17 protein-coding genes are annotated in these 21,162 nt (G+C 73.5%); 9 read left to right on the top strand and 8 right to left on the bottom strand.

Annotation, left to right across the window (positions count from 1 at the left end; translation table 11 throughout):
- Positions 1-454: 454 nt before the first annotated feature.
- Entirely contained in the window at positions 455-973 is a 519-nt protein-coding gene (locus tag QOM21_RS05200) for a lytic polysaccharide monooxygenase auxiliary activity family 9 protein (RefSeq protein WP_407548541.1), read from the bottom strand.
- Positions 974-1,387: 414 nt separating this feature from the next.
- On the opposite strand from QOM21_RS05200, the gene QOM21_RS05205 reads away from it, so the two are divergent.
- Genes QOM21_RS05205 through QOM21_RS05215 form a run of 3 tightly spaced genes read left to right on the top strand, consistent with a single transcriptional unit; the run spans position 1,388 to position 4,922 of the window.
- Positions 1,388-2,632, top strand: coding sequence for a lycopene cyclase family protein (locus QOM21_RS05205; RefSeq protein WP_407548542.1), 1,245 nt, complete (start codon positions 1,388-1,390; stop codon positions 2,630-2,632).
- Positions 2,629-3,357, top strand: coding sequence for a class I SAM-dependent methyltransferase (locus QOM21_RS05210; RefSeq protein ID WP_407548543.1), 729 nt, complete (start codon positions 2,629-2,631; stop codon positions 3,355-3,357). Before QOM21_RS05205 ends, QOM21_RS05210 begins: the two co-directional genes overlap by 4 nt.
- Positions 3,354-4,922: an FAD-dependent oxidoreductase gene (locus QOM21_RS05215; RefSeq protein WP_407548544.1), complete on the top strand. Its 1,569-nt coding sequence runs from the start codon at positions 3,354-3,356 to the stop codon at positions 4,920-4,922. The genes QOM21_RS05210 and QOM21_RS05215 overlap by 4 nt, the downstream gene beginning before the upstream one ends.
- 36 nt (positions 4,923-4,958) lie before the next feature.
- Here the strand turns inward: QOM21_RS05215 and QOM21_RS05220 are convergent, their stop codons facing one another.
- The 5 genes from QOM21_RS05220 to QOM21_RS05240 form a co-directional block, all read right to left on the bottom strand.
- Positions 4,959-5,969 (bottom strand): DUF5914 domain-containing protein, encoded by a 1,011-nt coding sequence (locus tag QOM21_RS05220; RefSeq protein ID WP_407548545.1) that lies wholly within the window; start codon positions 5,967-5,969, stop codon positions 4,959-4,961.
- Positions 5,966-6,967, bottom strand: coding sequence for a phytoene/squalene synthase family protein (locus QOM21_RS05225; protein WP_407548546.1), 1,002 nt, complete (start codon positions 6,965-6,967; stop codon positions 5,966-5,968). Before QOM21_RS05225 ends, QOM21_RS05220 begins: the two co-directional genes overlap by 4 nt.
- A complete protein-coding gene (locus tag QOM21_RS05230; protein ID WP_407548547.1) occupies positions 6,964-8,499 on the bottom strand; it encodes a phytoene desaturase in 1,536 nt (511 codons plus the stop codon). Before QOM21_RS05230 ends, QOM21_RS05225 begins: the two co-directional genes overlap by 4 nt.
- Positions 8,496-9,833: a polyprenyl synthetase family protein gene (locus QOM21_RS05235; protein ID WP_407548548.1), complete on the bottom strand. Its 1,338-nt coding sequence runs from the start codon at positions 9,831-9,833 to the stop codon at positions 8,496-8,498. The genes QOM21_RS05230 and QOM21_RS05235 overlap by 4 nt, the downstream gene beginning before the upstream one ends.
- A gap of 491 nt (positions 9,834-10,324) precedes the next feature.
- The gene (locus QOM21_RS05240; protein ID WP_407548549.1) at positions 10,325-10,813 is read right to left on the bottom strand and encodes an Asp23/Gls24 family envelope stress response protein; all 489 of its coding nucleotides are present in this window, start codon (positions 10,811-10,813) and stop codon (positions 10,325-10,327) included.
- A 526-nt stretch (positions 10,814-11,339) separates the two neighbouring features.
- On the opposite strand from QOM21_RS05240, the gene QOM21_RS05245 reads away from it, so the two are divergent.
- Entirely contained in the window at positions 11,340-13,562 is a 2,223-nt protein-coding gene (locus QOM21_RS05245) for an FUSC family protein (RefSeq protein WP_407548550.1), read from the top strand.
- 185 nt (positions 13,563-13,747) lie between these two features.
- On the opposite strand, the gene QOM21_RS05250 is transcribed toward QOM21_RS05245, so the two are convergent.
- Positions 13,748-14,011: a UBP-type zinc finger domain-containing protein gene (locus QOM21_RS05250; protein WP_407548551.1), complete on the bottom strand. Its 264-nt coding sequence runs from the start codon at positions 14,009-14,011 to the stop codon at positions 13,748-13,750.
- A 197-nt stretch (positions 14,012-14,208) separates the two neighbouring features.
- Here QOM21_RS05250 and QOM21_RS05255 point away from each other — a divergent pair, with 197 nt between their 5' ends.
- The gene (locus QOM21_RS05255) at positions 14,209-14,829 is read left to right on the top strand and encodes an L-threonylcarbamoyladenylate synthase (protein ID WP_407548552.1); all 621 of its coding nucleotides are present in this window, start codon (positions 14,209-14,211) and stop codon (positions 14,827-14,829) included.
- A 101-nt stretch (positions 14,830-14,930) separates the two neighbouring features.
- Here the strand turns inward: QOM21_RS05255 and QOM21_RS05260 are convergent, their stop codons facing one another.
- Positions 14,931-15,644 (bottom strand): GntR family transcriptional regulator, encoded by a 714-nt coding sequence (locus QOM21_RS05260; protein WP_393891348.1) that lies wholly within the window; start codon positions 15,642-15,644, stop codon positions 14,931-14,933.
- Positions 15,645-15,820: 176 nt separating this feature from the next.
- Here QOM21_RS05260 and manD point away from each other — a divergent pair, with 176 nt between their 5' ends.
- The 4 genes from manD (at position 15,821) to QOM21_RS05280 (ending at position 21,094) form a co-directional block, all read left to right on the top strand.
- Positions 15,821-17,029: a D-mannonate dehydratase ManD gene (gene manD / locus QOM21_RS05265; RefSeq protein WP_407548553.1), complete on the top strand. Its 1,209-nt coding sequence runs from the start codon at positions 15,821-15,823 to the stop codon at positions 17,027-17,029.
- Between the two features lie 5 nt (positions 17,030-17,034).
- Complete coding sequence (locus QOM21_RS05270) at positions 17,035-18,519, top strand: mannitol dehydrogenase family protein (RefSeq protein WP_407548554.1); 1,485 nt, start codon at positions 17,035-17,037, stop codon at positions 18,517-18,519.
- Positions 18,520-18,629: 110 nt separating this feature from the next.
- A complete protein-coding gene (locus QOM21_RS05275; protein WP_407548555.1) occupies positions 18,630-20,027 on the top strand; it encodes an MFS transporter in 1,398 nt (465 codons plus the stop codon).
- Complete coding sequence (locus tag QOM21_RS05280; protein ID WP_407548556.1) at positions 20,024-21,094, top strand: L-idonate 5-dehydrogenase; 1,071 nt, start codon at positions 20,024-20,026, stop codon at positions 21,092-21,094. Before QOM21_RS05275 ends, QOM21_RS05280 begins: the two co-directional genes overlap by 4 nt.
- The last annotated feature ends 68 nt before the right edge of the window (positions 21,095-21,162 follow it).

A 21,162-nucleotide genomic window follows, 5' to 3' on the forward strand; every position in this document is an offset into this window, starting at 1 on the left:
AATGGGGCGATCGTAACGGGTGCGTATGACGCAACCGGCACGCTCCACCTGGCCGGTGCCGGGCCCGGCACCCGCGGCGCACCGGACACGCGGACACCTACAAGGCACCGCCCGGCCCGCTCCCCGTCCGCATCCGGCCCCTTCCGCCGCACCCGGCACGCACCGCTCCGACCATGAAACCGCCCACCGTCTCTCCGTACCCGCCCGTGCTTCCGTCCATCCGAGCGCCGCGCCGGCGCCATGAGCCCCGGACTCCTCAACTCCTGGGCGGTGCGGTCCGCTTGTGAGTTCGGGCACGGCTCCGGCGGGAGGGCCTGGCCGTGGGACCGGGCCGGGTGACCCGCCGTCGCGGGGTTGTCGGGCGGTGGGTCAGGAGGCCGGTCACGGGCATGCGGACAGGCTTGACGCCCCGTTGCCCGGGAGCGGCAACGGGGCGACGAGCGGTGTCCTGCGGTCAGCCGCCGATGTTGACGTCGATGCAGGCGTAGAAGGCGTTGGCGGTGTCGGCGATGTTCCAGACCGCCAGGATCTTCTGCTTGCCGGTCGCCCCGCCGAAGTTGACGTTGTGGGAGACCGTCTCCGGCGGCTGCGCGCCGCCGTCGTTGAATTCGGCGACCTTCCGGCCGCCTACGTAGTACTGCCAGGTACTGGTGGAGTGACGGGCGGTCAGCTTCCAGTTGAAGGTCGCGGACGAGCCGACCGGGGTGACCCGCCACCCCTTGGAGTCATCGTCGAGCTCGGCGAACTGACTGTTGCCGCCACTGCAGCTCGTCAGCCCCTTGGGTCCCTCGACGCTCTGCGGCTCCCACTTGATCGGGCCGCATTCGATGGTGCCCGCCGCACACTGCGCCTGCCTGCTGGGCGGTGAGGACACATAGCCGTGCGCGCTCGCCGGGCTCGCGGGCATGGTCACGACGAGGAGCGGAGCGATACCCGCGCCGATGGTGAGCGCCAGCCTTCTCTTCCTGTTCATGTCAACCCTTTCGCGAAGGGAGGCCGCCGCGCGGGAACAGGGGACCTGACGCCACCGATGGGCGCCGAACGTCCGCCCCGGGAAGCCTCGTTGGGGGGTGGATGTGACGCGAAGGTGTTCCTCGGCGACCGCTTCGCGCAGCTCCCCACCCGGCGCCGACACCGGGCGTGAACGGATGCTGACGGTCCGCCAATTGGTCTAGACTTTACCGGCTGATGGCGCACGGTCAAGAGGACGGTCACGCTCCGCACCCCACCACTCGCGCCACCCGCGAGAGCGCAGCCAATAGGCCGCGAGAGGCAGAACCTCCCCCTCCCGGGCGCCGCCTGCGCCGGTGCGCGTCAGCTCTGCGGAAAGATCTCCGGAGCCGGGCGGGCGTCAGCCGCCCGGGCCGATCGTCCGGGAGGAGGTGCGGTGCGCGACGCGGACATCGTGATCGTGGGAGCGGGTGCGGCAGGTCTGTCTCTCGCGCACCGCCTGTGCACGGCGGCCGCCGGATCCGCCCGCCCCTCCGTCCTCCTCGTCGACGCGCCGCACGGGCCGCTCAGACCGCCGGAGCGCACCTGGTGCTTCTGGGAAGGCCCCGGCGGCGAGTACGACGCCGCGCTGTCCGCGTCGTGGGAGCAGCTGCGGGTACGGGGCAGGGACGGCGGCTGCACCGTGGGGCGGCCGGAGCCCCTGCGGTACAAGATGCTCCGATCGAGGGCTTTCGAGACCCTGACCGGGGAGCGGCTGTCGGACGTGGACGGCTTCCGCCGCATCGAGGCCACGGTGCGGAGCATCCGCGACACGCCGGACGGCGCGGAGGTCCACGGACAGGGCGCGGCGGGCAACCCGGTGCGTTTCAGGGCCCGGTGGGCCTTCGACTCCCGCCCGCCGCCCCATCTGCCGGCCGCGCGCACGACGTTGCTCCAGCACTTTCGGGGCTGGTTCCTGCGCACCGCCCGCCCGGCCTTCGATCCGCGGGTCGCGGACCTGATGGACTTCCGTACCCGGCAGCCCGCGCACGGCCTGTCCTTCGGCTACGTCCTGCCGCTGGGCCCCCGGGAAGCGCTGGTGGAATACACCGAGTTCTCGCGCGCGGTGAGCGGCGACGACGCCTACGACCGGGCACTGCGCCACTACACGGGCGATGTCCTGGGGCTCGGCGAGTTCCGCGTCACGGCCGTGGAACAGGGCGTGATCCCGATGACGGACGCCCGCTTCCCGCGCCGCGCGGGCCGCTCGGTGCTGCGGATCGGCACGGCGGGCGGCGCCACCCGGCCCTCGACCGGCTACACGTTCGCCGCCGTGCAGCGCCAGACCGCGGCGATCGCGGACGATCTCCTGGCCGGGCGAGCGCCGTCGCCACCGCCCCCGCACGCGTGGCGGTCCCGGGCGATGGACGCGGTGCTGCTGCGGGCGCTGGACAGCGGGCGGGTGGACGGGGCGGAGTTCTTCACCGGGCTGTTCCGCGCCCTGCCGATGGAGCGGATGCTGCGCTTCCTCGACGGCAGGTCCCGGGTGTGGGAGGACCTCCTCGTCGGACTGCACACGCCCATGGCGCCGATGGTGCGTACCGCCCTCGAAGTCCCGTGGCTGGCCCGGCGGCCGCCCCCGGCACGATCCGCGTCCGGCCGTCCGGAACGGCCCTTCGACCAGGAAGAGAGCGTCAGATGACCCTGCTACGCGATGACGAGCTGTCCGCGGCCTTCGACCACGCCTCCCGCGCCTACGACCGGCTGGTGGCGGTGAATCCCGGATACCACCACGATCTGCGGCGCTCCGCCCGCCGGCTGCGGCTGCCCGACGGCGGCGCGGGCCTGCGCCTGCTCGATCTGGGCTGCGGCACCGGCGCCTCCACCGCCGCGCTGCTCGCCGCGGCTCCCGGCGCCGAGATCGTGGCGGTGGACGCGTCGGCCGGGATGCTGGAGCGGGCGGCCGCCAAGTCCTGGCCGCGCGAGGTGTCGTTCGTGCACGCCGCGGTGGAGGAGCTGGGCGCGGCCGGCGTGGCGGGGCCGTTCGACGCCGCGTTCGCGGCGTATCTGTTCCGCAATGTCACCGACCCCGACGGGGCTCTCACCGCGGTACGCGAGCTGCTCACGCCCGGCGGCCGACTGGCCGTTCACGAGTACTCCCTCGGCGGGAGCGCCGGTCACCGCGCGCTGTGGACGGCGGTGTGTCGCGGCATCGTGATGCCGGCCGGGCGACTCGCCGGGGACGCGGAGCTGTACCGGCATCTGTGGCGCAGTGTCGTCGAGTTCGACACCGCAACGGAGTTCGGCGAGCGGGTGGCCCGAGCCGGGTTCGAGGCCGTACGGGTCCTGCCGATGCCGGGGTGGCAGACCGGCATCACCCACACCTTCGTGGCCCGCGCGCCGGCGCCGGCGGAGGGGCGGCGGTGAGCGGCCGCGAGGTCGGGGCGGGCGCCGCGATCCCGGCGCGCGGCAGGGACCGACGGGCGCGGGTGGTGTGGCCGGCGCCGGGCAGCCGCCGGTTCGCTGCCGAAAGCGCACCCGGCGTCGCCGTGATCGGCGGCGGCATCGCCGGACTCGCCGCCGCCACGGCCCTGGCCGAACGCGGCGCGCGCGTCACGCTGTACGAGCGTGAGCGGCAGCTCGGCGGCCGGCTCGCGGGCTGGCCGGTGGAGCTCGCGGACGGCTCCCGGGCGACCATGAGCCGTGGCTTCCACGCGTTCTTCCGCCAGTACTACAACCTGCGGGGGCTGCTGCGCCGCGCGGACCCGGCGCTCCGCATGCTCACCGCGCTGCCCGACTATCCGCTGCGGCACAGCGGCGGGATGTACGACAGCTTCGCGCGGGTGCCCCGGACCCCGCCGTGGAGCGCGCTCGGTTTTGTCGCGCGCAGTCCCGCGTTCGGCTGGCAGGACCTGCTGCGGCTGAATCCGGGGGCGGCGCTGCCGCTGCTCGACGTCCGGGTGCCGCAGGTGTACGAGCGGTTCGACGACCTGAGCGCACGGGAGTTCCTGGCCCGCATCCGCTTCCCGGAGGCCGCTCACCATCTGGCGTTCGAGGTGTTCTCCCGGAGCTTCTTCGCCGATCCGCGGAAACTGTCCGCCGCCGAGCTGGTGTTGATGTTCCACATCTACTTTCTCGGCTCCAGCGAGGGACTGCTCTTCGACGTGCCGGGCGAGCCGTTTCCCCAGGCGCTGTGGGAACCGCTTGCCCGCTATCTGACCGGGCACGGCACACAGGTGCGTACCGGCGTGGAGGTGGGGAGCGTACAGCCGGCGGTGGGCGGCGGGCTGGTCGTCGAAGCGGAGGGCCGCACCCGGCACCACGACGCGGTGGTGCTCGCGCTGGACACCGGCGGGCTGCGGCAGTTGGCCGGCGCGTCGCCGCGGCTGGGCGACGCGCCGTGGCGCGCCCGCCTGGCACGGCTGCGCACCGCGCCCCCGTTCCTGGTGTCCCGGCTGTGGCTGGACCGCCCGGTGGCGGCGCACCGGCCCGGGTTCCTGGGCACCAGCGGCTACGGACCGCTAGACAACGTCAGCGTGCTGGAGCGTTGGGAGGGCGAAGCCGCCCGCTGGGCCGCGCGCACCGGCGGTTCGGTGGTGGAACTGCACGCCTACGCGGTCGATCCAAGAGCCGACCGCACCGCCGAACAGGACCTTCTGACAACGCAGTTGGCCCGGGTGTACCCGGAGACGCGCAAGGCGAGGGTCATCGACGCCCGGCACGAATGGCGTGCCGACTGCCCGCTGTTCTCCGTGGGCGGCTTCTCCGACCGGCCCACGGTGCGCACACCCGACCCGGCCGTGGTGATGGCGGGGGATCTGGTGCACACGCCGTATCCGGTGGCGCTGATGGAGCGTGCGGCCACCACCGGGTTCCTGGCCGCGAACACGTTGCTGGAACGGTGGGGCGTACGCGGCCAGGTCCTGTGGACCGTGCCGGACAAGGGCCGGTCCGCGGCGCTGCGGGCCGTGGCCCGACTGGGAGCCGGCTGACCTCGGCCGGCCGGGCACACGGCACGGGCGGGCGGGTCAGCCCGGGAAGCGGCCGCTGCTGCGCAAGGCCCAGCGCCGTTCCGCGTAGGCCAGGTCGTCCCGCCACAAGCGCCCGGCGGCCGCCCGCATCAACGGGCGGAGCACGGGCGCGGCGGCGCGGGCCACGGCGAATCCGGGCCGGTCGGAGGAGGCGACGACCGCCTCGACGACCGCGGTGCGCGGCCTGCCCCGAACGTCCGGCCCGAGGGGAGTGGCATGGGTCTCCACCACCGATCCACGCCCCTCCCCCTCGGTGATGTGCATGACGACCGTGCGGGGTTCGGGCGCGGTGAAGACCGCCCGGACCGGCACCACGGCCCGTCCTGCGACCTTGAAGGAGACGTCCAGCACGAAGCCGTCCCGGCCCGCGCCCTCGGCGGGCACGTCCACCACGCTGAGATCGACGAACGAGTACGGGTGGAGCCACGCTCCGTGCCAGGGATCGAGCCGGTTGGCGACCACGTCCTGCGGTTCGCACACGCCGATCCCGGTGTAGACCGCCGCGACGGCTCCAGCGGGGTGCGGACGCTCGGGGAGAACCGGCCGCCCCAGGGGTTCCTCCGCCCCTGCCTCGTCCAGGCGCACCCAGGCCAGGACACCGTCGTCGTAGGCGGGGAAGGGTTCCCAGCCCGCGAACGGCGCGCCGTCCAGGGCGAGTCCGTGCCAGTGGCAGATGAGGGTGCCGCAGCGCACCGTGCTGTCCTTGAGCGGCGCGCCCAGATGTGGACAGGCCCCCGGTCCCGCGATCAGCCGCCCTCCCGCGTCACGCCAGAGCACCACTTCCGTGCCGGCGACGGTACGGCCGATGGGACGGCCGGGCGTGAGGTCGCGCGCGGCGCAGACCACGTACCAGTTCCCGGAAGGACGGGCCGTCGCGCGCTTCAGAGCGGCGGCGATCAGGCCGGGCTTGGCGTCCTGCCAGGTGGGCCGCTGCCGCTCCCACGGGACGGGGCGGCGACGCAGCCGCAGGGGATAGCGCCCCCGCCACGCGCGGTCCGCGCCGCTCATGCCGCCTCCCCGTGGATGCGCCCGGGAGCCGGGAGCCGGTGCGCCGGCTCCGGCCGGGGGAAGCCGGCCGCGCGCAGGCGGGCGGCGGCGACGCGCGTCAGCCCGTCGAGTGCCACGGCGACGCGGCGCCGGCGGGGCACTGCCGCGCGGCGGTGCAGTACGGCGTAGCCGTCGTCGCGTACGGCGTCGAGGATGCCGCCGTAGAGGACGAACGCGGTACGGATGCAGGGGCGGGAGACCGGGTCCAGCATGGCGAGGCCGGGGGCCGCCTCGCGGTAGATGCCGCGGGTGAGGTCGGCGGCGGCTTCGAGGGAGGCGGTGATGCGGCGGTCCCTGGCGCCCGTCGCCCGGCTCCAGTGCAGGAGTTCGCGGTCGGCGCCGTGGGCGGCGAGCAGGTCCGCGGGCAGGTAGACACGGCCGCGGTCGAGGTCCTCGCCGACGTCCCGCAGGAAGTTGGTGAGCTGGAAGGCGACGCCGAGGGCTGCCGCGTGCGGCGCCGCTTCCTCGCGGGGGACGACGGTGCCGAGGACCGGCAGCATCTGGAGGCCGATCACCGCGGCCGACCCGTGCATGTAGCGGCTCAGGTCCTCGAAGGTCGGATAGTCCGTCACTTCCAGGTCGCTGCGCATGGACGCCATGAAGTCCGCGAAGTGGCGGTGGTCGATGCCGTACTCGCGTGCGGTGTGGGTCAGTGCCCTGACCACCGGCTCGACGCTGTCGCCGTGGCGCAGCCCGGACTCCAGCCGCTGTTGCAGGACGGCGAGGGCGCGGCCGCGTTCCGCGGTGGTCGTGTCGCCGTCGAGGTCGTCGACGATGTCGTCGGCCCAGCGTGCGAAGCCGTAGAGGGCGTGCACGGCGGGGCGCCGCGCGACGGGGAGCAGCCGGGTGGCGAGGAAGTAGGTCTTGCCGTGCCGGGCGTTGAGGCGACGGCACCGCGCGTAGGCGGCGCGCAGGGCCGGGTCGGTGATGCCCGCTGCGTCCAGTTCGCGGTCGGTCATGCCGGGACGCCCTTCGCCGCCGGCCGTGGTGCTCGGGGCGCGACGCGTCGGGGCCGGGGGCCGGTGACGCGGGCGGCGGCGAGCTTGCCGGAGAGGAGGACCGTCGGCACGCCCACGCCCGGGGTGGTGCCACAGCCCGCGAGCACGGCGTTCTCGGTGCCGTTCACCAGATTGCGCGGGCGGAAGGGGCCGGTCTGCGCGAAGGTGTGCGCGGTGGCGAACGGGCTGCCCGCGGCATGCCCGGCCGCGGTCCAGTCCGCCGGGGTGACCAGGCACTCCTCCTCGATGGCGGAGCTGAAGCCGTCGAGGCCGCGGCGGTCGAGCGTCGCGAGCAGCCGGTCGCGGTAGCGGGGCGCGAGGTCCCGCCACTCGCGGGCGTCGGGCCCGATGTCGGTGTTGGGGCAGGGGGCCAGGACGTAGTGCAGGTGTCGGCCGGGCGGTGCGAGCCCCGGGTCGGTGGCCGTGGGGCGGGTGATGAGCAGCGAAGGGTCCGTCATCAGGCGTCCGGAACGGGTCAGTTCGTGGAACGTGCTTCGCCAGGCGGAGCCGAACGAGAGGGTGTGGTGGGCCAGTTGGGGCCAGGTGCGGTCGGTGCCGGCGTGCAGGACCACCGCCGAAGGCGAATGCCGCAGGGCGAGGGGGCGGCGCGGCTGCCGTCCGAGGAGGCCGTAGCTGACCGGCAGGTCCGGGGTGAGGACCACCGCGTCGCAGGGCAGCCGTGCCTGGTCGGTGATGACGGCGGTGATCCGGTCGCCGGTGCGCTCCAGCCGGGTGACGGGGCGGCCGAAGCGGAAGTCGGCGCCCGCGTCGGCGGCCGCGTCGGCCATGGCCTGCGGCAGCGCGTGCATGCCGCCGCGGGGGAAGTACACCCCGGCGACCGTGTCCATGTAGGCGATGACGGCGTAGGCGGCGAGGGCGCGTGCGGGCGGCACGCCGGCGTACAGCGCCTGGAAGGTGAAGACCCGGCGCAGCCGTTCGTCGGGGAGGAAGCGGCCGACGCGGGCGTCCAGGCGGCCGAAGCCCCCGAGGGCCGCGAGCCGGGCGAGATCGGGGTGGAGCAGTTGGAGCGGCGAGTCGAAGTTGGCGTCGATGAAGCGGCGCATCTGAACGCGGTGCAGCTTCTCCAGCCAGTCGCGCAGCCGCCGGTAGCCGGCCGCCGCGGCGGGCCCGGCGAACCGCTCGACCTCGGCCTCCATCGCCTCGGCGTCGGTGTGCACGTCCAGCTGGGTGCCGTCGGCGAAGCGGGCGCGGTAGGCGGGGTGCAGGCCGATGAGTTCCATGCGGTCGCCGAGCCGTTCGCCGACCGCCGCGAAGGCCTCCTCGACGAGGTCCGGCATGGTGAGCACGGTCGGCCCCGCGTCCATGCGGTAGCCGTTGCGTTCGATGCGGCCCGCACGGCCGCCGGGCAGTGCGTCGCGCTCGACGACGGTCACCCGGCGCCCGGCACCGAGCAGATGCAGGGCCGCCGACAGCCCGGCGAGCCCGGCCCCGACGACCACGACATGGTCCGTGGGCCCGCTGAGTACCTTCATCGGCTGCCTCCTCCGGCGGTGCGGGTGTCGGTCGCTTCACCGCCGGGGCCTCCACCACCGCCCGCCGTGCCCGGGCCGCACGGCCGGCCGGCGGCGGCCCGCTCGCCGGCGATGGCGCCCACCAGGTCGCGCAGTCGGCCGCCCGCGCCGGGCTCCACGCCCGCCTCGTCCAGGTGGCGTGCGCTGTCCGCGGCGAGACGGCCGATCTCGGCTTCGACGGCGGCCCGAGCGCCGGTCGTCACGAGCACTTCGCGCACCCGGTCCACGTCGTCGTCCGACAGGCCGGCGTCTCCCAGGGAGCGGTCGAGCAGGGCCCCCGCCGCCTCGTCCCCGGCGTCCTCGGCACGCGCCCGGGCGACGGCGACCAGGTAGGTCAGCTTGCCTTCCCGGATGTCGTCGCCGGACGGTTTGCCGGTGCGGTCCGGATCGCCGAAGACCCCGAGCAGGTCGTCGCCGAGCTGGAAGGCGATCCCCGCGCAGCGGCCCGCGGCGCCCAGGGCGCGGCCGGTGGGCTCATCGGCCCCTGCCAGCGCGGCGCCGAGAGTCAGCGGTCGCTCGACGGAGTACCGCCCGCTCTTCAAGGACGCGGTGCGGATCGCCTGCTCCCGCGAACGGGAGCGCGTGACCTGGTTGTGCAGGTCGAGGTACTGGCCGGCGACCATCTCCGTGCGCATGGCCCGCCAGATCCCGTCCACCCGGCGGCGCGGGTCGGGGGCCAGGTCGGTCTCGGTGACGGTGTCGTCGGCCCAGGCCAGCGCGAGGTCCCCGGCGAGGATGGCGGCCGCCCTGCCGAACGGCTCCGTGGCGCCGTCGTCGCTCCCGGCACCGTATTGCGCCGTCAGGTCGGCGTGCACGGCCGGCCGGCCACGGCGCAGTGGGGAGCCGTCCATGACGTCGTCGTGCACCAGGGCGCAGGTCTGGAGGAGTTCCAGCCCGGCGGCGATGCGCAGGGCGGCCGCCACCTCCGCCGCGGTGGTGCCGCCGGCGCACGCCCGCATCCCCCACCACAGGAACTGCGAGCGCGTACGTTTCCCGCCGCTCAGGGTGAAGCGGGCGACACGTTCGGCGAGGTCCGTCGCGAAGGTGTGGTCGATCGCCACCGCGTCGGCGGCCCGCTCGCGCAGTACGGCCGCGAGGGCCCCGTCGACGGCGCCCGGGACATCGGCGTCCACCGCCTCGGGGTCCAAGGTGCCGAAGAGCGCTGCGCCGGTACGTGCCGAGCCCGGTCCCGGGCCGGACGGAGCCGTGCCGGGGCCGGGAGGAGCCGTGCCGAAGCCGGACCGCTCAGTCGCACTGCACAGGGAAGCGAGGGACTCGTTCGCCCGGGTGCGCATCGCACGTCCTCTCCTGGCGTCGATCTCTCATGGCGTCGATCGATCGAGGTCGCAGATGTTCCCGGTTCGGCGCGCCATCGGAAATAGCAGGTGAACGGCGCCGTGCCGTGGGCCCCCGGCCGGCGCGGTCACCGCCGGTTCAGTCCATCACGGGCCCTCCCGCCCGCTTCGACGCCACGGCCGGGAGGCCGCCCGTTCGGCGGAGGCGACAGCCCTCCGTCGCACGCCTGGTGACGACTGCTCACGTGACGCAGCACCAGAAGCCGTGCGATACGCGTTTGCCGGAGTGTCGCTGACGCACAGGGCCCCGTGGCCCGGCACGAAGCGCGGCGCCCCGCAGCAGGCCGTGAGAACGGGGAACTCCGCCCGGGGCGGAGCCCACCAGGCCACAGCAGCTCATCCCCCGCTCACAGAGCCGCCGTTCGTTCTCCGCGAGGGGCACTCCTCAGAGCCGCGCCCCCGTTCGGATACGGCGAGCCAGATCTCCCCGCTCAGCGCACCCGTCCCCGTGACTGGCCCTCTTCCTCCTCGTCCTCCTCGTCGGGCAGGTGGATGTCGTCGACGGCGATGTTCACCTCGACGACTTCCAGGCCCGCCATGCGCTCCACCGCGGCGATGACGTTCTCGCGGGTCTCCGCGGCGATCTCGGCAATGGGCGTGCCGTACTCGACGACAACGTCGAGGTCGACGGCCGTCTGGCGCTCACCGACCTCCACATTCACTCCGCGGGTCACCTGTCCGCCCCGACCGGGAACCCGGTCGCGTACGGCACCCATGGTGCGGGCGAGTCCGCCGCCCAGTGCGTGGATGCCCGGCACCTCCCGTGCCGCGGTACCGACGATCTTCGCCACCACGCCGTCGGAGAGGGTTGTCCTCCCCCGGCTCCCCGGCGGCGTGCCGGGCCCGGTCTCGCCGGACTGCAACGTCGCGTCTCCCTTTCGTCCGGCACCGGACGAGCTGCTTCTGGTCTGCTCCGCCATGGACGGCCACCTCCTCAACAAGACGGGGCCCACCGGATCCGAGAGCTCGGGGAACACGGTGAATGCACCCGTTCACTCCAGTTTCCTGCGACGTGCCCGACGCGGCGACCGCACCGCTGTGAACAGGCATCGCGCCCGCTTGCGCCGTCGGTCCTGCCCGCTCACGGACGGCACGACGGCTGGTCCGCGAGGCACATTGCGGCCGGTCACCTCGCCCCGCCCGCGAGGGCGCCCGCGGACGGGACCGCCGGCGGCAGGCGGCCTCCGCGCTGTCCGCCTGCCTGCGAGCCGGCGGCACCCCAGGAGGGGGCACCACGCGCCCGAGCAGGCTCCCGTACCTCGCCGGACGCGGTGGTCGAGGCGTTGCGCCGGGGTCGGAGAAGGAGCGGCGGCCAAGGGGCGCAGGACGGCCACGACAACGCGACACGAATGTGTCTGATGCCGCATCAGATGCGGACGGCCGACTCCCGCGCTCCCCGGTGCGGCTCCCGCGGAGCGCGCCCGCTTCCGTCCTAAGCTCGGCCGGGTGACGTGGCTGCGGGCGCTGAGGGAGATCGTGCGCTCCGGGCTGACGATCGAGCGGACCCGGCTCGAACCCCTGGTCGCGCTGCGCGCGGCGGCCGGCGTGGCGATCGTGATCGGCCTCGCGCTGTCGCTGGTCTCCCCGGCGTTCGCCGCGTCCGCCGCGTTCGGCGCCTTCTCGGCGGGCACCGCCACGTTCCAGCGGAGCTGGCGCCCGCGAAAGGTCGTCGCGCTCGCCGCCGGTGCGGGACTGGCTCTCAGTACGTTCCTGGGCTATCTCGCGGCGGCGTACACCGTGCCGTTCCTGCTGGTGCTCGCCCTCTGGGCCTTCCTCGCCGGAATGGCGTGGTCCGTCGGTCCGACCGCCGGGATCGTGTCCGCGACGACGGTGGCCATGATGCTGGTGACGGTCACCCTGCCCACCAGCGTCGCCGACGCGCTGGAGCACGCCGCGGTCATCGCGTTCGGCGGAGTGGTGCAGGCGACGCTCATCCTCCTGTTCCCGATCCGCAGATGGGGCCGGCACCGCGACGCGCTCGCCGACGCGTTCGCCGCGGTGGCGGACTACGCCAGGCGGCTGCGCCACGACCCGGTGGCGCCCTTCGACCCGGAACCGATGATGACGGCCCGCAGCGCCGCCACCGTCACGCCGTCGCAGGCACGCCGACGGCCTGCCGCGCTGCACGGCCCCCGGGCACTGGCCGAGCGCATCCGGCCGGTCCTCGCCTCCCTGGCCGACCCCCGGGTGGGAGCCCCGGAGGAAGGGCCGGGGCGTGACCGGGCCCGGGAAGTGCTGCATACGGCCGCGGACATCCTGGACGGCGCGGCCCGCTCGATCCGTCGCGACGGCCCGGCCCGGGTGCCCTCGGAGGGCGTACGCGTCACGGAGGACGACGCGCTGGAGGGGCCGGCACGGCAGGCCGCGGTCCGGCTGGCCGGTCAGCTCGACGAGGTAGCGGAGATCGCCGGCAGCGGACGGACCCACGACACCTCCGACGGCGACCACGACGCGGCAACCTCCCCGGCCCTGCTGCGGCCGACGCTGTTCCGGCTGGTACCGGTCATCCTTCGGGCGCTGCGCCGCGAACTCGACCGCGACTCCCCCGTACTCCGGCACGCCGTACGCCTCGCGGCGGTGGCGTCGCTCGGCTACCTGCTCGGCACCGCGCTCCCCCTCGGCCACGGCTACTGGGTGCCCATCACCTCGGTGCTGGTGATGCGGCCGGACTTCCACCAGACGTACTCGCGCGCCGTGGCACGGTTCGCCGGCACCCTGGTGGGCGTGGCGCTGGCCACCGGGGTGGTGCAGCTGGCCCACCCGGATGCCTCGCTCTCCGGGTGCCTGGCGGTGCTGTCCGCCGCGCTGATGTACCTCCTGATGCGGACCGGCTACGCGGTCTCCCAGTCCTTCGCCGCGGCGTATGTGGTCTTTCTGCTCGGGATGGGCGGCGCGGAGTGGCACCAGACGGTGCGGGACCGGGTCCTGCTCACGATGCTCGGCGGTGTGCTGGCGATGGTCGCCTACCTGGTGTTCCCGGCCTGGGAGACTCCGCGGCTGCTGGACCGGCTCGCGGACTGGCTCACCGCGAGCGGGCGGTACGCGGCGGCGGTGGTCGGCAGCTACGCGGACCCCACGGGCCGGCACCGCAAGGACGTGCGCGGGGCGCTGCTGGCCGCCCGCGAGGACCAGGCCGCGTGGGAGGAAGCCTTCGAGCGGGCCAAGCAGGAGCCCGTACGGCACCGTGGCGGGCTGACGCGCGAGGCGGCTCAGGGGGCCCAGGATGCGCTCACGGCGCTGGGGCGTGCGGCGATGCTCCTGGAGGCGCATCTGCCGGAACGCGGAACGCGGCCCGTCCCGGAGGCCGAGGAGTTCGCCGAATCGCTCCAGGCGGACACCGAGCGCGGGGCACGGGATCTGCGGGGGTGGCGGGCCCCGGTCTGGGGCCGGACCGAGAAGGCTCTCGACGCCTGGGAGAGAGCCGGCTCCGGCATGGATCCGGTGGTGCGACGCGGAGCGGAGCTCCTGCTGCGGGGGATGCAGGATCTGACGGCCGCCATGGACACATCGCCGCTGGAGCGGGACATCGAGTCCTCCCGGCAGGAGCGGCACGCGCGTGCGGAGCGGGAGGCGCAGCCCGGGGAGGGCACGGCGGGGACGGGCGGCGAGGAGGGCTCGCGGCGGGGCGGCGGTACGGGTCCGCCCGCGCCGCCCACGGAAGCCGACTGAACCGCCCGGCAGGTCAGGACACATGCGACGCGCCACTCATGTGTGCGGCAGACGCTTCGATCTGATGTGCCGTCACCAGGGGTCGGGGGGAGGGTGTCAGTTACCGGCCGGCCGGCGGGTCGCCTCCTGCGGTCTGCGGCGTCGGCGTCCGCGTCCGACCGCGTCAGCCTCGGCCTCGGCATCCCTCAGACGATCGCTTCGTCGATGTAGCACCAGCGCCAGTCCTCACCCGGCTCCAGCGACTGCACGATGGGGTGGGCGTCGTCGTTGGCGTGCTGACTGGCGTGCTTGAGCGGCGAGGAGTCGCAGCAGCCCACGTGCCCGCAGGTCAGGCACAGTCGCAGATGCACCCAGGGAGAGCCCAGGCGCAGGCACTCCTCGCAGCCGTCGGGGGTCCGCGGCATCACCGGCTTCACCATCGCGAGGTGCGGGTCGGATTGTGTGGACATGGTGATCGTCCTTCCGTTTCCGATTCCGACGCCGTCGCTGCCCTGCGACCAGGGCGGCAGCCGGTCGACATCGACCTTCACCAACGTAACCCTCGTCCCCTCGGGCGGCGACCTCGTCGGTGCGGAGCCGACCGGGCCGCAGGACCGGGTGACGTCGCAGGTCGTTGAACTGCGGGACGTGCACCTAGACTCTGCGGATGGCGAAGTATTTCGACGTGCACCCCGAAAATCCCCAGCGGCGCACCATCAGCACGGTTGCTGAAAGCATCCGCTCCGGTGCGCTCGTCGTGTACCCGACGGACTCCTGCTACGCGCTGGGATGCCGGCTGGGCAGCCGTGACGGCATCGGCCGGATCCGGTCGATCCGCAACCTCGACGACCGCCACCACTTCACGCTGGTGTGTCAGGACTTCTCGCAGCTCGGGCAGTTCGTGCACATCGACAACGACGTGTTCCGCGCGATCAAGGCAGCGACGCCCGGCAGCTACACCTTCATCCTTCCCGCGACGAAGGAGGTGCCCCGGCAGCTGATGCACCCCAAGAAGAAGACGGTGGGCGTCCGGATCCCCGACCACCCCGTCGCCCAGGCGCTGCTCACCGAGCTCGGTGAGCCGCTGCTCTCCAGCACCCTGCTCCTGCCCGACGAGGAGGAGCCGATGACCCAGGGCTGGGAGATCAAGGAGCGGCTCGACCACGTCGTGGACTCGGTGGTCGACTCCGGCGACTGCGGCACCGAGCCGACCACGGTCATCGACTTCTCCGGCGACACACTGGAAATCGTCCGCCGAGGAGCCGGCGACCCCTCGCGCTTCGAGTAGCCGCCGACGTCTCCGCACATCGGGCACGGGTCGCGCAGGCGCCCGTGCCCGTTTCCGTGCCTGCGCGCGGGAGAGGGGAGCCGCCTTGCGACGGCGGTCCGTCAGTCCCAGACGACGACGTTGCGGCGGACCGGCACCGACCCTGTGTCCTTGGCGAACAGCTCGGGCGAGCGCGTCCGGACGCGCTCGACGTCATCGAACACCGCCCGGAGGTGGGCGCGCATGGCCGAGCGGGCCTGTGCGGCTTCGCCCGCGAGCACCGCGTCGAAGATCTCGACGTGCTGGGCGGCGAAGCCCGCCGGTGACGCGGTGTCGTAGAGGCCGAGCCGGCGCGCCCGGTCGAGATGCCCCTTGGCCGAGACCACGGTCGCCCAGGCACTGCCGTGTCCACTCAGCCGCAGCAGGGCGTGGTGGAACGCCTCGTCCAGCGCGAAGAACTCCTCGAGATCCAGGCCCGGCCGCTGCTGCTCGGCGAGGTTGCGGCGCAGTTCCTCGACCTGCTCGGGGTCGAGCTCGGCGGGGAGGTCGTCGAGTGCGGCGAGTTCCACGGCCTCCCGCAGGAACTGCGCGTCGGCCACCCTGGCCGGATCGACGCGCGAGACGAACGACCCGACCTGCGGAAAGATCTGCACCAGCCCCTCCTGCGACAGGAGGATGAGGCTCTCCCGGACCGGGGTGCGACTCACCCCGAGGGACGCCGCGAGCTCGTTCTCCGAGAGCGCCGCGCCCGGTGGGAGTTCCAGGGCCAAAACCTTGCGGCGCAGCGTCTCGTAGACGGCCAGGCGGCTGGTTCGTTGCCGGTTCGATCGAGCCATGCGCTCATCGTATCGGGGCCCGCAGGCCGCACTGCCCATGCTGGTCAATCGATGTTTCGAAAGTATTGCGCACCTGTACGACCAATGCTTGTATACCAGTGCTGGTCGACCAGTGGTCCGGGTCTGCCGCACACCGTCCACCGGCACGGTGCGTATACCGAAGGAGCAAGATTTCCGTGAGCAAGATCGAACGTGCCGAGGTGTTCGTCGCCTCCCCCGGCCGGACATTCGTCACCCTGCGCATCACCACCTCGGACGGCGTGGTCGGGCTGGGCGACGCCACCTTGAACGGGCGCGAGCTGGCCGTGGCGAGCTACCTGCGAGACCACCTCGTACCGCTGCTGATCGGCAAGGACCCGGCGCGTATCGAGGACCTGTGGCAGTACCTGTACCGCGGCGCGTACTGGCGCCGCGGACCGGTGACGATGACCGCCATCGCCGCCGTGGACACGGCCCTGTGGGACATCAAGGGCAAGGTCGCGGGGCTGCCGCTCTACCAGTTGCTCGGCGGCCGCTCCCGCGACGGCGTCATGGTCTACGGGCATGCCAGCGGCACGGACACCGCGTCACTGCTCGACGATGTCGAGCGCTATCTGGACCTCGGCTACCGTGCCGTGCGCGCGCAGGCCGCCGTCCCGGATGTCGGCGGCACCTACGGCGTACGCAAGGGCAAGGTCTACGAACCGGCCGCCACCTCGCTGCCCGACGAGCAGCCCTGGGACACCGAGGCGTATCTGCGGTTCGCGCCCACGTATCTGGAGGCGGTCCGGGAGCGCTTCGGCTTCGGCTTCCACCTCCTGCACGACGTGCACCACCGGCTCACCCCCATCGAGGCGGCCCGCTTCGGCAAGCAGGTCGAGGACTGCCGGCTGTTCTGGATGGAGGACCCGACGCCGGCCGAGAACCAGGAGGCGTTCCGGCTCATCCGGCAGCACACGACGACGCCGGTCGCCGTGGGCGAGGTACTGACGTCGATCTGGGACGTCCAGCACCTGATCACCGAGCAGCTCATCGACTACGTCCGCACCAGCGTCGTGCACGCCGGCGGCATCACGCACCTGCGCCGCATCTTCGACCTGGCCGCGCTCTACCAGGTCAGGACCGGCTCGCACGGGGCGACGGACCTCTCCCCGGTCACCCTCGCCGCCGCCGTCCACCTCGACACCACGGTCCCCAACTTCGGCATCCAGGAGTACATGGAGCACGCGGACGAGACCGCCGAGGTCTTCCGCAGCGGGGTGACGTTCGCCGACGGCATGCTGCACCCGTCCGAGGAGCCCGGTCTCGGCGTCGAGTACGACGAGGAGGCCGCCGAACGCTTTCCGTACCAGGCGCGGTACCTGCCCGTGGCGCGCCGCCTGGACGGCTCGGTGCACGACTGGTGACCCGCATGAACCTGCCCTCGTCCCCGGCCGCTCCCCTGCTGGGCCGCCGCACCCTCGACCGGGTGCCCCCGGCCCTGCGCCCCGCCGTCGACCCCGGCGACCTGCGTCCGCGCGTCGTCCACTTCGGCCTCGGCGCCTTCCACCGGGCGCACCAGGCCCGCTACACGGAGACCGCCGCCGCCCGCTCCGGCGAGCCCTGGGGGACCGTCGTCGTCGCCCCGCGCTCGACCGGAACGGCGGATGCGCTGCGGTCGCAGGACTGCCTCTACTCGATCACCGAGCTGCGTCCGGAAGGCACCGTCACCCGGGTGTCCGGTGCGATCGTGGACGCCCTGGGAATGCGGCCGGACGCGGCGCGGATCGACGGGCTGCTCGCCTCCCCCGATGTCTGCGTGGTGAGCCTGACCATCACCGAGAAGGGCTACCACCGCCGCCCGGACTCAGGCGCGCTGGACACCGCGGCTCCGGGCGTCGCCGCCGACCTCGCGGCCGGCGGGACCGGTGTGCTCACCACCGTCATCGGGCGCGTCGCCGCGGGACTCGCCGCGCGGATGCGCTCCGGCGGCGCCCCCGTCAGCGTCGTCTCCTGCGACAACATGGCGGCCAACGGCGCCGCGCTCGGCCGGGTCGTGCGCGACTTCGTCGAGGCCGCGCCGTGGCCGGACCGGCAGGCCGTCCTCGACTGGATGGCCACGTCGGTGACGTTCCCGTCGACGATCGTGGACCGCATCGTGCCCGCCACCACCGACGCGGACCGGCGGGCGGCGCAGGCTGCGCTCGGCGTGCACGACGCGCTGCCCGTCGTCGGCGAACCGTACCGGCAGTGGGTGCTGGAGGATTCCTTCGCCGGGCCGCGGCCCCCGTGGCAGCTGGACGGTGCCCTGTTCGTCCCCGACGTCGTGCCGTACCAGCTCACCAAGCTGCGGATGCTCAACGGCTGTCATTCGGCGCTGGCCTACGCGGGCGCCGCGGCGGGCTGTACGACCATCGCCGACACCCTGGCGACCGACTGGGGCGAGCGGCTGGTGCGTGCCCTGTGCACCGAGATCGCCCCGACGCTGCCCGCCGGCGGCCCCGCCCCGGCGGCCTACGCCGAGGGGCTGGTGCAGCGGTTCCGCAATCCCGGCGTGCGGCACCTGCTCCGGCAGATCGGCTCCGACGGATCCCTGAAGATCCCCGAGCGGTGGCTCGACGCGTTGCGTGAGCTGCGGGCCGCCTCCGCCGCCACCCCCGTACTGGAACTCGCGCTGGCCGCCTGGGCGAACGCCACGCGGCCCGGCGGTGACGGCGGGCAGCTGTTCGGTACGACGGACCCCGCCGCCGCGGCCCTGCACCGCTGCTGGCGCGACGGTACGGGCTCCGCGGCGGAGGACACCGTCCGCCGGCTACTCCACGCGCTCGGTGCCGCGGATCTGGCCGAGGACAACGCCCTGACCACCGCCGTCGCGGCCCGACTACCCGCCCTGCGGGCCGGCCGCATCGAGGTCTGACCCGCACCGAGGTCCGGCCCGGACCGGCCCCTCCCCAAGGACCGCCACACCCAGGGAGCCACTCCCCCGTCCCACCGCTCCCGCACGGCCAGAGAACAATGGAGTTCCTCATGACGGAAACGCAAGCGACGGAGCCGATGAGCGCCGCGAGAAGAACGACCCGCGATCTCACCAGAGCAGCAGTCTCCGGCTGGCTCGGCACCGCCATGGAATTCATGGACTTCCAGCTCTACTCGCTGGCCGCCGCCATCGTCTTCAACAAGATCTTCTTCCCCGATGTCAGCCCCGCGATCGGCCTGATCGCCGCCATGGCGACCTACGGGGTCGGATACGTCGCGCGGCTCGCCGGCGCCCTCTACTTCGGCCGGATGGGCGACCGCATCGGACGCAAGAAGGTCCTGTTCCTCACCATCTTGCTGATGGGCGCCTCGACCACGCTGATAGGCGTGCTGCCCACGTACGGGGCGATCGGCATCCTCGCGCCGATCCTGCTGGTCGTCCTGCGCCTGGTGCAGGGCTTCGGCGCCGGCGCCGAGATCGCCGGCGCCACCGTCATGCTCGCCGAGTACGCCCCCGCCCGGCGCCGCGGCCTGATCTCCTCGCTGGTCTCCCTCGGCACCAACTCCGGCACCCTCGCCGCCTCGGGCCTGTGGGCGGTGCTGCTCGCCACGCTGAGCGAGGAGCAGCTGGTCACCTGGGGCTGGCGGCTGCCGTTCCTGCTGAGCTTCGCGCTCATGGTCTTCGCGGTCTGGCTGCGCCGGAACCTCAAGGAGAGCCCGGTGTTCGAGGACCGGGCGGACGTCGTGGACGGGGTGGCGATGTCCCGCGCGGAGGTCGCCACCGCGGTCGCGAGCAAGACCACCGACGCGCAGCAGGAGAGCGTCCTGGAAGCCGGCATCCGGCAGCGCAAGGGCAAGGCGTTCTTCCTCGCGCTCGGCCTCCGCTTCGGGCAGGCCGGCAACTCGGGCCTGATGCAGACGTTCCTCGTCGGCTATATCGCCACCACGCTGGGCGCCGACCGGTCCGTCCCCACCGACGCCATCGTGTACGGCTCGCTGCTGGGCTTCGCCACCGTGCCGCTGATCGGCCTGCTCGGCGACCGCTTCGGCCGCCGTCCCCTCTACCTCGCCCTCACCGTGCTGACCATCGTCCTCGCGTTCCCCGTGATGATGCTCATCGCCTCCGGCAGCACGGCCGGCGTGATGGCCGGCATGATCGTCGGGCTCAATGTGGGTGTCCTGGGTCTGTTCTCGCTGGAGAGCGTCACGATGGCCGAACTGTTCGGGGCGCGCACCCGCTTCACCCAGCTGGCGCTGGCCAAGGAGATCGGGGGCATCCTCGCCACCGCCGTCGGCCCGGTCGTCGCGGCCACCCTCACCGCCGTCACCGGCAGCTGGTGGCCCGTCGCGGCGATGCTGGTCGTCTACTCACTCATCACCCTGGTGGCCATCATCCTCTCGCCCGAGACGCGCGGACGTGACCTGGTGCGTCTGGAGGACGCGGCATGAAGGCAGTCGTCGCCCACGGCCCCGGCGACCTCCGGATCGACGAGCGCCCCGTACCGGTGCCGGGCCCGCAGGAGGTCCTCCTGGCCATGGAGTGGGGCGGGATCTGCGGTTCCGACGTCGCCTACTTCAAGCACGGGACGTCCGGTACGGCCGCCCTCAAGGATCCGCTGGTGCTCGGCCACGAGGTCGCCGGCCGGATCGCCGCCGTCGGCAAGGAGGTCACCGGACTGGCGGAGGGGCAGCCGGTCACCGTCCACCCGGCGGAGCCGGTGGGGAACGACCCGCTGCCCGACCGGATCGCCGGCCGTACGAACCTCCACCCCTGTATCCGCTACTTCGGTTCGGCAGCCCTCCATCCGCACACCGACGGCGGTTTCAGCGAGTACCGGGTGGTCCGCGCGGCCCAGATACGGCCGCTGCCGGAGAACGTCTCCACCGAGCACGGCGCGCTCGCCGAACCCCTCGCGGTGGCCCTGCACGCCGTGCACCGCGCCGGGGACCTGAGCGGGAAGACGGTCCTGGTCAACGGTGCCGGCCCGATCGGGTCGCTGGTGGTGGCCGCCGCCAGGCACCGAGGGGCCGCCTCGGTGATCGCCGCGGACCTCTCGGCGTCGTCGCTCGCGGTCGCCAAGGCCATGGGCGCGGACGAGACGGTCGACCTCGGCCAGGGCGCGACTCTCCCGCAGGACGTGGAGCTGGCCTTCGAGGCATCGGGCGCACCGCCCGCACTGGGGCCGGTGCTGCGGGCAACCGCGCGCGGCGGCACCCTCGTACAGGTCGGCAACCTGCCCGGCACGGCCGTCACCGCCGCCCTCGGGGATCTCGTCACGCGCGAGATCACCTGGATCGGCTCGTACCGCTTCGTCGAGGAGATCGATGACGCGCTCCTGGCCATGCACCAGGGCCTCGACGTCTCGCCGGTCATCAGCCACCGCTTCGCCCTGGACCGGGCCGCCGAGGCACTGGCAGTCGCCGCCGATCCCACCAGCGGCAGCAGCAAGGTCATGCTGCGCCTCGGCACGGCACCGCCCGGGCCGGCCGGCGGCGGCGACCGGCCATCCGGCTGAGGGCCACGGACGCCCCTCCTTGCGGCACGAACGCCCGCTCCACCGAGTTCGGACTCGGCGGGGCGGGC

Source organism: Streptomyces sp. Pv4-95 (assembly GCF_045782725.1).
In the GTDB taxonomy this organism is placed as follows: domain Bacteria; phylum Actinomycetota; class Actinomycetes; order Streptomycetales; family Streptomycetaceae; genus Streptomyces.

Excerpts from the sequence above, each read along its gene's own strand:
- QOM21_RS05200 (WP_407548541.1), bottom strand. The coding sequence starts at position 973 with ATGAACAGGAAGAGAAGGCTGGCGCTCACCATCGGCGCGGGTATCGCT.
- QOM21_RS05210 (WP_407548543.1), top strand. The coding sequence starts at position 2,629 with ATGACCCTGCTACGCGATGACGAGCTGTCCGCGGCCTTCGACCACGCC.
- QOM21_RS05220 (WP_407548545.1), bottom strand. The coding sequence starts at position 5,969 with ATGAGCGGCGCGGACCGCGCGTGGCGGGGGCGCTATCCCCTGCGGCTG.
- QOM21_RS05225 (WP_407548546.1), bottom strand. The coding sequence starts at position 6,967 with ATGACCGACCGCGAACTGGACGCAGCGGGCATCACCGACCCGGCCCTG.
- QOM21_RS05230 (WP_407548547.1), bottom strand. The coding sequence starts at position 8,499 with ATGAAGGTACTCAGCGGGCCCACGGACCATGTCGTGGTCGTCGGGGCC.
- QOM21_RS05235 (WP_407548548.1), bottom strand. The coding sequence starts at position 9,833 with ATGCGCACCCGGGCGAACGAGTCCCTCGCTTCCCTGTGCAGTGCGACT.
- QOM21_RS05240 (WP_407548549.1), bottom strand. The coding sequence starts at position 10,813 with ATGGCGGAGCAGACCAGAAGCAGCTCGTCCGGTGCCGGACGAAAGGGA.
- QOM21_RS05250 (WP_407548551.1), bottom strand. The coding sequence starts at position 14,011 with ATGTCCACACAATCCGACCCGCACCTCGCGATGGTGAAGCCGGTGATG.
- QOM21_RS05255 (WP_407548552.1), top strand. The coding sequence starts at position 14,209 with ATGGCGAAGTATTTCGACGTGCACCCCGAAAATCCCCAGCGGCGCACC.
- QOM21_RS05260 (WP_393891348.1), bottom strand. The coding sequence starts at position 15,644 with ATGGCTCGATCGAACCGGCAACGAACCAGCCGCCTGGCCGTCTACGAG.
- QOM21_RS05270 (WP_407548554.1), top strand. The coding sequence starts at position 17,035 with ATGAACCTGCCCTCGTCCCCGGCCGCTCCCCTGCTGGGCCGCCGCACC.
- QOM21_RS05275 (WP_407548555.1), top strand. The coding sequence starts at position 18,630 with ATGACGGAAACGCAAGCGACGGAGCCGATGAGCGCCGCGAGAAGAACG.
- QOM21_RS05280 (WP_407548556.1), top strand. The coding sequence starts at position 20,024 with ATGAAGGCAGTCGTCGCCCACGGCCCCGGCGACCTCCGGATCGACGAG.